Source organism: Chthonomonas sp. (assembly GCF_035294165.1).
In the GTDB taxonomy this organism is placed as follows: domain Bacteria; phylum Armatimonadota; class Chthonomonadetes; order Chthonomonadales; family Chthonomonadaceae; genus Chthonomonas.
Map to the genome: position 1 here is coordinate 1 of NZ_DATGLN010000061.1, position 13,344 is coordinate 13,344.

The following is a 13,344-nucleotide window of genomic DNA, read 5'->3' on the forward strand; positions in this document are numbered from 1 at the left end:
TCTAAACTTCTCCCAGCGCTCGTAGGTCGTGCAAAACAGAGAGAACTGATTCGACATAACATTGAGCTGCCAACAGTTGTCCTTAGAGAGGAAAGCAGCAGACCATGAGGCGAATCTAGGGATCGTTTGCGGAAATTTGCTCGCCTCGTCAAGAGAAGCAAAATAGAGTGCATTTTGGAGCTTTAAATAGGGAAAGAAGGAGCGCAGTGGCTCCCAAAGCTTGCTCAAGGACGCTTCATCAAGGGCGAGAGGCTCGTAAAATTGAAGATGACAGCTTACGTTGACCAGCGGATTTTTCTTGAAGATGACCCTTTTATAAGTCGGAAGAAGCATCTATCTACTCACTTGCCTATTTAAGTCCGTCAAATTATATTCTATTCAGCGGCCTATGTCAATTCCTAGTCGCCAATAATATCCCCCTCAAGGCCGAGAGTGCTGCGTACAAGGCCAATGCCCCATCTTAGATAGCTGTCTGCAGTCTTGTGAATTAAGAGGCATACTGTTATCTCACCCTAGTCTGCTGTAGTCGTGATGCGCCTTTCCCCATAAAAATTCGTGCAGAATCGCGCTGAGAACGCCAACAATAGAAGCGAGGGAATCTTTTACGATGAAAGGAGGTGATACCATCGTGGTAACCATTCTACCCTCGCTGCCACAACAGGCCACCGCGACGGCTGTTCCGAAGGCCGGAAGCTCTAATGGCGATGCGACGGGCGTTTCGTCCTTTACAGACCACCTTCAAGAAGCTTTGCCACAAGGTATCGGCGCCGATTCGGGTACGCCGAAACAACAAGTAGCTAAAACGCAGCTACCGGTGAAGCGGCCCGTCCATGGCGACGCCTCTAAGCCAAGTGCGGATGCCCAAACTGCCGACAATGCGACAGAGCCGAACCAGCAAGCCGTTGAAAAGGCGATCCACTCAAAACCAGATGCGGCTGCTGCTGCCTTGTCGGAACAGACGCCGGCTCAGATGTTGGCGATGGCTGCTGTTGTGGCGGCTCTTCCGCCAACGACTGTCTCGGCCGAACCCGCTCCGAACGCTGCAGGCCAAAACAGCGCGGCAGAAGCCACTAGCGTGGTGCCCAGCCTATCACAAACGCCTGGCATAAGCGATAAAACCAATGCGCTCGCTGCCTTGGTGGCTTCGGAGCAGGAGATTTCCCCCACCCTTAACGAAACACCAGCAACTTCAGCCTCCGCGCCGCTGCCGCTAAAGGAGCAGGCGGCAGGGGAGCCTGCAGCCATGCCCCTGACGGTGGTGTTGGCATCAAGAACCGTTGCTTCGGAGACTAGCGCTTATTCCGCTCTTCCGAAGTCCGCAACTCAGATAAGCGCACCGAATGGATCGAGGGACGTGACACCAGCTCCAACGACCATTTTAGGGGCGTCGGTCAGCACGGCCATCGCGGTTGCCGGTAACACGACATCGGGTGCTGTGGGGTCTCAAACGCAAGTTATCCTGGCGACGACGTCGGTCTCCACGGAAAGCGCACAAAACATCGTGGTAACGCAGAGCGATGGTGCTGCATACGGCACCTTGCCATCGCAACACGTTGCTGCGGTAGGAAACGACACCTACGTGCAGTTTACGGAGGGTGTGTCACAGAGCGCATCCGGCTCACAACCGGAGTTGGAGGTTGCCGTGCAAAATACGGGGCAGTTCGGGGAAGCTCATGCGATACCTGGAACGGAGGCACCGCATCCCGCACAAACGCTGCAAGAGGGGCTTCTTCGCAGCGCCGTGTTAGGGGAGGCGAACAGCGTACGATCTCAGAAAGTCGGGGGATTTTCTGAATTCGCCGGTGTCGCCCCTGAGGCGGCTCAGATCGCTGGAGCCAAGAACGGTTTGCCGGAAGACCAAAAGGCACTTTCACTGCATGAGGCCGTCGGTAGCGTTATAGACCCGAACACACTCTCCACAGAGGCCGCAACAAAACCTCTCTCTTCGGTTACTGTCCATGAAAACATTGCCGATATGCAGACAACTGTACCGTCGGTAGATGCGGCGCCACCTTCGCAAAGTACGAGCGGCAGCGCAGACAGCAGCAACTCGGCCAACGGCAGCGCCGCACAGCAGCAGTGGCCCCATGCAGGTGTGACCATCGCATCACTTCAGCAAAGCCAATCTAACAGCGCATCAAGCCCGGACATCTCCGCGCCTAGTGCTGCGGGGGCTGCGCAGAGCACACTCGACCGCGTTCAAGTAGCGCAACAGGTGGTGCAGCATCTCGAAGCAGCCCGCTCGATGGTGGGCCGCGGCGAGATTACGTTGCGGCTAAGCCCACCTGAACTAGGCACACTGCGCATAGCGCTTAGCAGTGGCGCACAAGGGGTAACGGCGCATCTTGTTGCGGAAACGAGCCAGGTGCAACGTGCCCTTATGGACGAACAGCACCGACTACATGCCGCTCTCGAAGCACAAGGGCTGAAGGTGCATTCGTTAGAAATAAGCACCGGCAGCACCGGCCAACAGAACCCAGCTCCGTTCGGTGGCTCCTTGCAGATGCAGTATCAGACGAGCGGTTATTCGAGGACAAACTACGCCTCTGTTGACCACGGGCAAATTTCGTCCATCGAACCGACAGAGGTAGGCAATGACGAGATGAGCGGTCTTTCTATGACGCCGTTCGCAGGTGCATCTCGCCTTAACTTCTTGGCGTAAAAACAACCCTAAAGTTAGGAGATCGGAAGATGGCTATTAGCCAAGTAACCAACAGCACGACCAGCAGCGCCACAACTCAAATAGGCGCCGCCGTGCAACAGGTGCAGAACAACCAACAGGTTAGCGAGCAGGCCTTTCTGCAAATGCTCACGACCCAGCTTTCAAACCAAGACCCGACGCAGCCAGTAGACGAGAACCAGATGCTAGCGCAGCTTGCTCAGTTCTCAACCGTGGAAGGGGTCAACCACCTATTGAACTCGCAAACCCAACAACAGGCCATCAACCTGCTTGGGCATACGGTGCTGGCTTTGGTAAATACCAACAACAGCCCGCAGATGGTCAGCGGGAAGGTGGTCGGTGTAAGCTGGAACGGCAGTAAGGTCTCGCTGACGTTAGATAACCACACATCGGTAACACTCGATGAGATAACACAGGTCTCTTGAGGTGACACGATGCCTGAACCAGTTCGCGTTCCGCCTGTAGGACAGGGAGTTGCCACTCCCGATAGGTCTCAAGAAAGTACAAGCAAACAAAGGACGGCGCAACAAACCTCCTTTGCCGATCTCCTGCGCGCTCAGCAGGGAATCGCTCCTCTCGAACCCACACGTTCCGTTGGAGCGCCTGAAGTGCCTGGGTTGCGCTTTTCGGCGCATGCCCAGACCCGCATGAATTCGCGGCAGATCACGCTGGAAGCTCAGCATGTGGAGAGGTTGCAAAATGCGGTGCAGCGTGCAGAGGGCAAGGGAGCGCGCGATGCGCTCATTCTCATGGACAACATGGCGATGGTGGTGAGCATTAAAAATCGCACCGTAGTCACCGTGGTGGATCGCGACCATCTCAAGGAAAACGTGTTTACCAACATAGATAGTGCGGTCATCGCTTAGAGAGCCGCACCGTGCAGGCCGGACCGTGGACGGACTCCGCGGAGGCCTGAAAAGCATACTCCCCGAACGATAGAGGGGAGCCATATATCGTGAGACAAGCGCTTAGCGCATCCATTTCACCAATAACAGGAGGTTCTATAGCAAGATGCTTCAAGCTATGTTTTCAGGCGTAAGCGGACTTCAAGTTCACCAAACCGATCTTGACGTTATCGGCAACAACATCGCCAACATCAACACGGTAGGTTACAAGGCCGGGCGCGTCACTTTTGAGGATCAGCTCTCTCAGACGATTCGGGATGCAGCAAGTCCAGGAGCCAATGTAGGCGGTCAAAACCCCGCCCAAGTGGGACTCGGCGTTATGCTAGGCTCGGTAGATACGTTACAGACTCAGGGAAACCTCGAAACGACGGGAAAAAACACCGACCTAGCCATTCAAGGAGCGGGCTACTTTTTAGTCGGCGATGGAAGCACCGTCTACTACACGCGCGACGGTTCGTTTGACCTCGATAGCTCTGGCGAGCTGGTGAACCCGGCAAACGGAGTGAAGTTATTGGGGTATCAGGCCGATGCGAACGGCAAGGTAGATACGAGCCAACCCATCACGGCAAGCAGCGTTATCAAGATCCCTGTGGGCACACTCACGGCCGTGAAGCAGACGACGGAGGCAATCTTTCAGGGAAATCTCGATGCTTCCTCTTCGCTACAGTCCACGACAGCTAAACTCACGGGGAATCTAGACGTTTCGCAAACGCCCTCTGCCATTAATACCACCATCTACGACTCGCTGGGCAACGCCCATACCTTGCAGGTTACTTTTTCCAATCCTGTGTTCAACCCTACCGGAGCCGGTGTGCCTGCGGGCGCTACACAGTCCTGGAAAGTGGCTCTCACGTTAGATGGTGCCACCACCAACCAGACCATCTACGCTGTGGGAGGTAAGTTCGTTTTTGCCAACAGTTCCGGAGCGATTTTGGGGTCGTCGCAGGTGCTCAACGTTATCGGTAGTGGGGGGGCGCCTAACTTCCCGATCACGGTGGATTTCAGTGGGCTTTCCGATTCCTCCAGTGTTTCCGCCAGCGCTAATGGGCAGAACACCCCGACGAAGATCGCCTCGACACTCATGAGCTTGTCGGGCAACATGAACCTGGATAACCCCCCGGCACCGGTCACAACCACCGTTTACGACTCGGCAGGCAACGCCTACCAGATTCAGACAACTTTTCTAAACCCCACCTATAACCCCACCGGCCCGAACGTGCCTACCGGGGCGACGGCGGCCTATGATGTGCAGATCAAAAACTTGACGACGGGCACCACGCTCTACGATAGCACGGTGGCAGGCAACAACGAATCGAAAGCCTACTATATCCCCGGCCAAGGCTTCGTGCTGGCCAACACCACAACCGGTGCTGTGTTAGGCAACACCATTCAGCTAAGCAGCGCACCAGGAACCTATGGGCCGAACAATACAGGAGCGCAGGTGGTGGCCGGTATGCCACTTACCGTAGACCTGAGCAAGCTCTCTACCACCAATACCACCGGAGCCGCAGATGGGCGCACTGGTGGCCAGCCCTCATGGTCAACGGCCGTGCAGGTCTACGATAGTTTGGGCATGAGCCATCTTATCACCTTTAATTTCACCCGCGCGTTGGTGGGTTCGGGAGCGCCCTCTAATGCTGCCGCTCGGTGGGAATGGACGGCCACGGAGAACGGACATGTTATTTCCAGCAGCACCAGCTCGGGCAATCAGGCGCTCTTCTTCGACTCCTCCGGCAACCTGATTGACACAAACAACCAAACGGTCAATGTTACCCCAACCAACGGAGCGGCACCGTTTAGTGTCAGCATCAACTTCGGTAGTCTCACCCAGATCGCCGGCAACTCCAGCGTGGCTGCCACCTCTCAGGATGGGGCGCCGATGGGCGTGCTTCAAAGCTTCTCTATTGCACAGGATGGAACCATCACTGGGGTCTTTTCTAACGGCCAGACGCGCGTTTTAGGGCAGATCGCAACCGCCATCTTCTCCAACCCTGGTGGTCTGGCGAAACAAGGACAAAACCTCTACTCGGCCTCCAACAACTCCGGCTTGGCGCAAGTGGGCGTGCCCAACCAAGGCGGACGTGGCCAGATCAACGTGGGCTTCTTAGAGATGTCCAACGTGGATCTTTCAACGGAGTTCACCAACCTGATCATCGCCGAGAGGGGCTTCCAAGCCAATACGCGCATCGTCACCACCGTAGATAACCTGCTTCAGGATGTCATCAACCTGAAACAGGGCGGCTAGGTGCCCTAACTGGGACATAAGGGGTTTCGACAAGCGGGTGCTTGTCGAGCCCCTTTGAAGGAGTAAAGCATGATACAAGTAACCCGTTTTAACCACACCGAACTCTACATCAATGCCGACCTCATCGAGTTCGTTGAAAGCACGCCCGATACCGTCATCTCGATGGTAAGCGGGCGGAAGGTGCTCGTTTTGGAAAAGCCGGAGGAGGTGCGCCGTAAAATCCTGGCCTATCGGCAAGAGGTTGGACCGCTGCTTTTGCGCACAGGGATCGTTCATCCGGAGGCCGAGCAAGAGGAGAAAGACGAAACCACGGCATCGCCTCGCTAGGGTTTCGACACGAAAGGGAGTTAGGCAAGCAGCATGGACCTTGCAACCGTTATCGGACTCGTTTTGGCGTGGGGAGCTTTGTTAGGCGCCCTGCTCATGGAGGGTGGCGAGCTACGGGTGATGATTAATCTCCCCGCCGCGCTGCTGGTTTTTGGTGGAACCATTGGAGCCGCCGTTATCAGCTTTCGAATGAACCAGATCATGGAGGTGCCCAGCATTCTTTCCATCGCTTTCCGCGAGAAGACACTGGAGCTACCGGATGTTATTCGGCAGTTGGTGCGTTTAGCCGAGAAGGCACGTCGCGATGGTTTGCTTGCCCTGGAGGAGGAGAGCCGGCGTCTTCATGACCCGTTCCTGAAACGTGGCCTGCGTCTCGCCATTGATGGCACCGACCCCGAGCTTCTGCGGGGAGTTTTGGAGACGGAGATACAGCTTTTACAGGCACGTCATCGTGCAGGCGAGTCGATTTTCATTACCCTTGGCGGCTTTGCGCCCACGTTAGGGATCATCGGTACCGTTATGGGGCTTATCCACATGTTGGCCAACCTCAGCGATCCAGGCAAGATGGGGCCGCTCATCGCGGGCGCTTTCATCGCCACGCTCTACGGCGTTTCCAGCGCCAATTTAATCTTCTTGCCCATTGCCAATAAGCTACGCATGCGCTCTTCAGAAGAGGCGCTTGCACGAGAGGTGATGCTGGAAGGAATTCTCTCCATTCAGGCGGGCGATAATCCACGCCTTGTGGAGGAGAAGCTAAAAGCCTATTTGGCACCACGGCTTCGAGGGCAGAGCGCTCTGGCAGGAGCACGACGATGAATCGCACTCTGTTGCGAGGCCGAGGGCAACCCGAACACCGAGAGAACCTGGAACGGTGGCTGCTTACTTATGCCGATATGATCACCCTGCTGATGGCCTTCTTCCTCATGCTCTATTCGATGTCGGTGATGAGCCGGGGCAAATTTCAACAGATGGCGATCTCCGTTAGACAGGGTTTCGACGGCGACAAGGCGGCAAAAGGAGTTGGTGTCGGCACCGATTTGGCTGCAGAGAGAACCTATCAGCAGTACATGCAGTCCTTACAAAAGTTACGGCAATATGTGGAACAACACCATTTGGAGGGCGCCATCCATATGAGCAACGACCGCCGTGGCATCGTGATCAGCGTGCTTACCGATGGGTTGCTCTTCAAAAGCGGGCAGGCGACCTTGCAGCCTCAGAGCCTGCCGCTGCTACACCAGATCGCGGGGTTGTTGCGGGTGCTTCCGAACGACGTGGTGGTTGAAGGCCATACCGACGACCGACCCATTCACACCCTACAGTTCGCCTCGAACTGGGAGCTTTCCGCCGCACGTGCCGGGGCGGTGGTGCGCGATCTCATCTTGCGGGAGGGTTTGCCCATACGACGGTTCTCGGCCGCCGGCTATGCCGATACGCGCCCTCTCTATCCTAACGACACCCCACAGCATCGAGCGCGCAATCGCCGAGTGGAGATCGTGCTGCTGCGCACACAACAAGAGGCTGAAGCCGAAATGCAGCGTCAACAAGAGATCGCCCGCATTACCGACAGAGGTGGTGTGGACCCTGTAGAATCATCGGGAGAGAAGTCCTCTGTGCTGGCGAATCCGCAACAACACGAGGCAGCTTCGGGAGCGATCTCCTTAGGAAGCCGCTCTCGTTCGGTTGCTCCTTCGGATGAGGGGAGTGTGGCCGAGCCATAATTCAAGCAAAAAATCGTTTTTGAGGAGTTAAACATCTATGGTAGCAAAGCCAGAAATGCGTCAACAACCTGCTGAGGAGGTGCAGGAGGCGCCAAAGAAAAGATCAAAACGCCCCCTTTTGCTGCTCTTTGGATTAGTGGTCGTATTGGTCGTTGGCCTACTTGCCTTTCACATGCTGAGTGGCAAGAAAGGGGCGGCGAAAGGGGAGGTCAAGAAAGAGTTGAAGGTTTCCTATTACCTACCGCTCGATGACTTTTTAGTGAACCTTAGTGGAAGCGATGACCACTATCTGAAAGCGGGCATCACGCTGGGTATGACCCAAAACATGTCGCAGGACGAGGCCAAAGACAAAACCGCCCCCATTCGGGATGCCATCATCACGGTTCTCGGCCACAAAACGCTGGCCGATGTTTCAAAGGAGGGGGCGAAGGAGGCTCTTAAGAAGGAGATTCAAGAAAGGGTCAACGAGGCGTTAGGTGGGCAGGACGTGGCGGCCGTCTATTTCACCTCGTTTGCCACACAGTAGATGCCGTCCGAACCGTTCGCCTGCCTTTTAGCTGACCCGGCAGGCGAACTTTTACGAGTAACTGATCTCTTCAATCATGTAGACCACAGTGCGCCCGTTAGGCAGGCGCACCTCTACCTGTTCTCCTTGCTTGCGCTTGAGCAGCGCTTGGCCTATAGGAGAGTTATGGGATATACGTCCCTGCAGCGGGTCGGCCGAATTTGCATCTACAATAACATACTCAAACCGTTGGCCTTTATCACTCGCGTTTATCAGTGTCACCTTAGCGCCAACGTCTATCCATCCTTTTTGTTCGACTTCGATGACTTTTGCCCGCTCCAAAATCGCCTCAATCTCGGCGATCCTGCCGTTAAGAATGGCCTGTTCTCTTCGTGCCGCTTGATACTCGAAATTCTCCGAGAGATCGCCGTAGGCGCGTGCTTTACGTATGGTCTCGGCGATGCGCGCTCTTTCCACGGTGCGTAGGCGATGAAGCTCTTCCTCAAGCTGTTTTTTGCTCTCTACGGTAAGGATGACCTCGTCTTTGACCTGGGTTTTTAGCAGAGCCTCCATTCCCGCGATTTGGGCGTTGAGGGAAACAAGCTGTTGCCATGCCTGCTGATGTTCGGGGTTTTCCAAGGGGTCTCCACGCTCAAGCGCCTGTCGTATAGTCTCTTCCACCTTAGGAAGTTCCACGGTGCGTAGACGCAGAAGTTCCTCCTCAAGCTTCTTTTTGCCTTCTGGAGTTAGGACAACTTCGTCTTCGACCTGCTTGCTCTTTAGCAGGGCCTCAATGCCTGCAATCTTGGCGTCAATGAGGGCGAGTTGATGTCGTTCCTTCTGATATTCGGAGTTTTTCGATGAAGCTCTGGAAGAGCGTGCTTTTTGCGTGGCCTTTTCAACGCGTGGGCGCACTATGCGTAGGCGATGAAGCTCTTCCTCAAGCTTTTTTTTGCTCTCTGCGGTTAGAATGACCTCGTCTTTAGGCATGGACTTACTCTACACCTCTAGCGCTTACGGGAGTCGTTCGTTTTTGGCGCACAAAAAGAGCGAAACGCCTCGGCGTATTCGCTGCTCAGTTTAAAATACCCTAGTTACGGCGCTGTGTCAACTTTATCCCCCCTGTTACTCTCTTTTCAGGGAAGGTTCTGTTTGCCCGATGCCGCAGGGCCGAGTTGTCTAATGGGTTTGGCCCGATGGCACGTTGCGTTTTTCTTGATGGAGCGCATCGAGTTGCTCAAAGATGCGCTCCGCCTCTTCCGCTTTCAGTCGCCCCGATTCCACCATCTGTAGGAGGCGCCGTCGCTCTTCTCTTCTCTGAATCTCTTCTGGGGAAGGCGTTTTCGGCGACGAGTCCGTGTGGGGCGAACCGCTAATACGGGAGCGCAGGTTGGACTTCATATCGTTTAAGCTGCGGCTTGCCACCACCTTAAAGCCGCCCCAAGCGTCTTTTGCGGCGCTTTTTGCCGATTCTTTCATATAGGCGCCTATCACCTTCATGACGGCAGGCACCAAGGCAGGTGGCACCTCGATGGTTTCGTGCGTTCCATCCGGGCGGGGTATTTCCACCTTCTGAAAGTTTTGGCGATCGTTGGTTTTCGGCTTTTCTTTAGGAGGTTCGGGCGTGCTCGATGTCGTGGGTTGGGCCTGCTGCACCCGCTGAAGCGCCTCGATCATGCGGGCGCCCTCTTCGGGCGTGAGCACGCCCTCGGCAATAAGCCGTAGAATGCGCTCTTTCTCCGTCTCTGGCATCGCTAAAACTCCTCCCTATGCTGGGCTTCCGTGCTGTATTCGGGTGATGTGCACGTCGCCCGATGTGGTTTGGACATTGAGGGTTCCCGTGCCCTCTCCGAGTTTTCCTGTCCAGAGGGTTTCGGTTGCGGTTACCTCATGGGCATCGTGCTCGCAGCGGAGGGTACCGGAGATAGTTCCTAACGTGACGCGCAGATGGCTCTCGGTCGGTAGGCAGATATCTACATCGCCAGAAACGGTGCTTGCTTGAAGCGCTCCGGAGAAAGGCGTTTCAAAATCTACCGAGATGTCGCCGCTTACCGATTGCGCCTGGAATCTCTCTGAGCGACCTATGTGGGCAAAGATGTTCCCGGAGACGATCTTGAGGGCTATCTGTCCATGAACGTTGTTGAGGTACACCTGGCCGCTAATCGACTCGCAGACGATGTCCATCGGGCTTCGTTGTCCTACCTCTTCCACACGCACGTCGCCGGAGACCGACTTGCATTCAAGTCGTTCGCCTTCAATGGCTTTGGCACGTATATCGCCGCTTGCCGTGTTGGCCACAAGGCCGCCTTCTACGTTGGAGGCCTCGATATTGCCGCTCTTTGTGGCCACCGAGGCCGTACCACGAATCTGTTTAAGGTGAATGGAGTCGGAGCTGGTTTGGGCGCGCACGTTGCCGCCGATGTCTTCGAGTGTTACTTGGCCAGAGTCTGTAATAACCTCTACGGCACCATCCACGTGGGCTATCTCCACATCGCCGAATCGCGTTTTTACGTGGGTAGTCCCAAGCGCGCGTGGAACGGTGATCTCAAGGTCTACCGTGCCCTGCTCGAAGTCCTCTGGTGCATTTATGCGCACTTCGAGGCGCGAGTCGGTGCCACTGATGGCGACCTCGATGGATTCGAGAAGGTTTTTAAGCTCGACTTCGTTGGGTCCCCAAACGGTGCGTTCTACCACCACCTTCGCGGGCGCATCGGCAACGCCGGTGATCTTCACATCGCCGAGTGGGTTTTCTACTGAGACACTCGCACCTGGCGCGAGATAGAACTCCTGTTGGTGGGTTTCTTTACGTTCCGGCAAGTTGCTCTCGTTCTCCGGCCGCAGTTCTCCTGGTTTCGTCCAAGTGCGCATACGTGCAACGAAAGTGGAGGAGAAGCGCCCACCACTTTTCGTGGCCAAGCGCAACTGTTCCTGAACGCGCTCGACGATCTTGTCAACATCCACTTTGCTTATCGCTTTGGAGATGCGTTCACCGAGGTCACTGAGGCCGGCGAAGGGAGATTGGGCGGAGGCTGTTCGCTTCTCTTCGGCTTTCTGTTCGCTTTTGGTTTGGGATTCTTTAGAGGTCTCTGAGGAGGTTGTGGTTTTGCTGCTGCCGCGCAAAGCAGCGATAAGCATTTCGGCCTCTTGGGCGGTAATTTTGCCCTCCTGCAGAAGCTCTAGAACTCGCATGACATTCTCATCCATCTCAAGGCTCCTTTCTAAGGGAATTTGTGTCCCTAAATGAGTTGACGCAACGCTTCTGCCGCCTCTTCGGCGTCTATCTCACCGTTTTCTAAGGCTTCGAGAATCTCGAGGCGCTGTGCACGAACGCTTGCGGCGGAGGGCAGGCTTTCCGCAGCGGAATCTCCTCCTTGAAGCCCTAAGGCGGCAAGGGCATTCTGCAGGCGATTGCGCACGGTGGGATAGGAGATGCCCAGCTCTCGCTCTACGCGGCTTAGGTTGCCCTCGCAGCGCAGGAAGGTTTCGATGAACCGCAGATGCTCTTCGGCGAGCCGACAGAACCGGCAGCCGTCGAAGGCCCCCCGCACGCTCGTTTGGCACCGAGTACAGTGCAGTTCGGCCACGTGCAAGCTGCCGCCACAAACGGGGCAACGGGTAAGTAGACCCGCCATTCATCCCTCCTTACCAGAGGATTACGGCTCTATTCTACACCAGGTTTCAAAAAAAGTCAAATCTACGGGCATTCGAGATCAGAATTTCTTAGTTAAGGCTTGAAAGTTCTAAAGCGGGGTCTCTCTACTAAGCATGCTCCTCGTCGTGCATTGTTGTTGATGGGCGAATTTTAGGGCAAGTTTTCCGCTTTTTAAGTTTGCTAGGCATTTATTCAAATAGAAGTCGCTACACGGTTCTGCTATCGAGTGTCGGCTTCAAAACCTCCATCTACACTCAGCAAGAAAGGAGATGGAACAAGGATGCGTATGCTAAATGTGCTATTGATGCTGATCGGCACCGCGTTTTTGATCGGATGCGGGGGAGGGGGAGGTGGCCCTGTCTACTCCGGTGGAGGAACCTCTCCGGCCACCCATCTCCGTTCCCCGTTACCAGGGGATACCTATAACTACACGCTTTCCGGCAAGCTGCAGGGCATCGGAACCAATGTAAGCTATAGCTTCACCGGCACTCTCATGCTGGGGTTTAGTCAAGCCGACTACAACGGTGCCAGTGTGCTGCTGCGCAACATTGCCTATACCCTTAACCTGAGCAATGGACAGACACTCGCTTTCAACGGACAGGAGATCGACAGCAGCGATTCTAGCGGGGATGTCATCGCGTTGGCCAGAGTTCAAAACGGCACTGTGGACCCCCTCAATCCTTCCATCATCGCCGCTCCGGCCGTATGGAGCAATGCGCTCTCGATCGATCAACAGACCACCACAAGTTCCGGCATATCCGAAGTGGATAGCTTTACCGTTGTGGGCACAGAGAACGTATCTACTGCGCTAGGCACGTTCGCCTGTTGGAAGATCAACTACATATCCAACGCCAGTTCGTCGAGCGACGTCAACGAGACAATATGGTACGCGCCTGAGATGGGAGACGCTCCTATTAAGCTATCGGGCACAATTACCGCTGTTGCAAACGACGGAAATACCTACACGATAACGCTTAATGCGATCCTCACCTCTACGAATGTGCCCATCTCCTAACCTAAAGAGAAAACAAGGGAACTCGGCCGTGTTTGGAGGAACTTAAGAGGCCTATTTCTCGCATAAGATAGGGTATAATGTTTCTGATGCCTCTATGTGAGAAATCTGAAGGGAGGAGCCTTTTGTATGGCCAAGAAGAAAGACACATCTAAGACAAACGTTGCCGCACGCTTAGAGTCGAAAGCCCAACAGCAGCTATGTCGCTTTTGCGGTCGCAAGCCCGAAGTGGTGCGACAGTTGACCCCTAGCGGTAAAGTGCAGATGTTCCGCAAATGCTGCGCGGAAGCGGGTCTCGTG

14 protein-coding genes are annotated in these 13,344 nt (G+C 55.2%); 9 read left to right on the top strand and 5 right to left on the bottom strand.

Features of this window, described 5'->3' with window-relative positions:
* Positions 1–333: TIGR04255 family protein (locus VKV29_RS02755; RefSeq protein WP_324199769.1), on the bottom strand; the 333-nt coding region annotated here is incomplete at its 3' end.
* A gap of 274 nt (positions 334–607) precedes the next feature.
* Between VKV29_RS02755 and VKV29_RS02760 the strand changes: the two genes are divergently transcribed.
* The 8 genes from VKV29_RS02760 (at position 608) to VKV29_RS02795 (ending at position 8,401) form a co-directional block, all read left to right on the top strand.
* Positions 608–2,662 carry a flagellar hook-length control protein FliK gene (locus VKV29_RS02760; protein WP_324199770.1) on the top strand — a complete coding sequence of 685 codons (2,055 nt, stop codon included), beginning with the start codon at positions 608–610 and terminating at the stop codon, positions 2,660–2,662.
* Positions 2,663–2,691: 29 nt separating this feature from the next.
* Complete coding sequence (locus VKV29_RS02765; protein ID WP_324199771.1) at positions 2,692–3,105, top strand: flagellar hook assembly protein FlgD; 414 nt, start codon at positions 2,692–2,694, stop codon at positions 3,103–3,105.
* A gap of 9 nt (positions 3,106–3,114) precedes the next feature.
* Positions 3,115–3,546, top strand: a complete 432-nt coding sequence (locus VKV29_RS02770; protein ID WP_324199772.1) for a TIGR02530 family flagellar biosynthesis protein — start codon at positions 3,115–3,117, stop codon at positions 3,544–3,546.
* 145 nt (positions 3,547–3,691) lie between these two features.
* Entirely contained in the window at positions 3,692–5,830 is a 2,139-nt protein-coding gene (locus VKV29_RS02775) for a flagellar hook-basal body complex protein (protein ID WP_324199773.1), read from the top strand.
* A gap of 69 nt (positions 5,831–5,899) precedes the next feature.
* Positions 5,900–6,157 carry a flagellar FlbD family protein gene (locus tag VKV29_RS02780; RefSeq protein WP_324199774.1) on the top strand — a complete coding sequence of 86 codons (258 nt, stop codon included), beginning with the start codon at positions 5,900–5,902 and terminating at the stop codon, positions 6,155–6,157.
* A gap of 33 nt (positions 6,158–6,190) precedes the next feature.
* Complete coding sequence (locus VKV29_RS02785) at positions 6,191–6,973, top strand: flagellar motor protein (RefSeq protein WP_324199775.1); 783 nt, start codon at positions 6,191–6,193, stop codon at positions 6,971–6,973.
* Positions 6,970–7,875 (top strand): flagellar motor protein MotB, encoded by a 906-nt coding sequence (locus tag VKV29_RS02790; protein WP_324199776.1) that lies wholly within the window; start codon positions 6,970–6,972, stop codon positions 7,873–7,875. Before VKV29_RS02785 ends, VKV29_RS02790 begins: the two co-directional genes overlap by 4 nt.
* Positions 7,876–7,912: 37 nt before the next feature.
* The gene (locus VKV29_RS02795; RefSeq protein WP_324199777.1) at positions 7,913–8,401 is read left to right on the top strand and encodes a flagellar basal body-associated FliL family protein; all 489 of its coding nucleotides are present in this window, start codon (positions 7,913–7,915) and stop codon (positions 8,399–8,401) included.
* A 51-nt stretch (positions 8,402–8,452) separates the two neighbouring features.
* Here VKV29_RS02795 and greA read toward each other — a convergent pair whose 3' ends face one another.
* The 4 genes from greA to VKV29_RS02815 all read right to left on the bottom strand — a co-directional run bounded on the left by greA (position 8,453) and on the right by VKV29_RS02815 (position 12,012).
* Positions 8,453–9,370: a transcription elongation factor GreA gene (greA, locus tag VKV29_RS02800; protein WP_324199778.1), complete on the bottom strand. Its 918-nt coding sequence runs from the start codon at positions 9,368–9,370 to the stop codon at positions 8,453–8,455.
* 189 nt (positions 9,371–9,559) lie between these two features.
* Positions 9,560–10,132 (bottom strand): SHOCT-like domain-containing protein, encoded by a 573-nt coding sequence (locus VKV29_RS02805; protein ID WP_324199779.1) that lies wholly within the window; start codon positions 10,130–10,132, stop codon positions 9,560–9,562.
* Between the two features lie 15 nt (positions 10,133–10,147).
* A complete protein-coding gene (locus VKV29_RS02810; protein WP_324199780.1) occupies positions 10,148–11,584 on the bottom strand; it encodes a DUF4097 family beta strand repeat-containing protein in 1,437 nt (478 codons plus the stop codon).
* 32 nt (positions 11,585–11,616) lie between these two features.
* Positions 11,617–12,012 (bottom strand): DUF2089 domain-containing protein, encoded by a 396-nt coding sequence (locus VKV29_RS02815; RefSeq protein WP_324199781.1) that lies wholly within the window; start codon positions 12,010–12,012, stop codon positions 11,617–11,619.
* A 300-nt stretch (positions 12,013–12,312) separates the two neighbouring features.
* Here VKV29_RS02815 and VKV29_RS02820 point away from each other — a divergent pair, with 300 nt between their 5' ends.
* Positions 12,313–13,047, top strand: a complete 735-nt coding sequence (locus VKV29_RS02820; RefSeq protein ID WP_324199782.1) for a hypothetical protein — start codon at positions 12,313–12,315, stop codon at positions 13,045–13,047.
* Positions 13,048–13,344 lie beyond the last annotated feature (297 nt).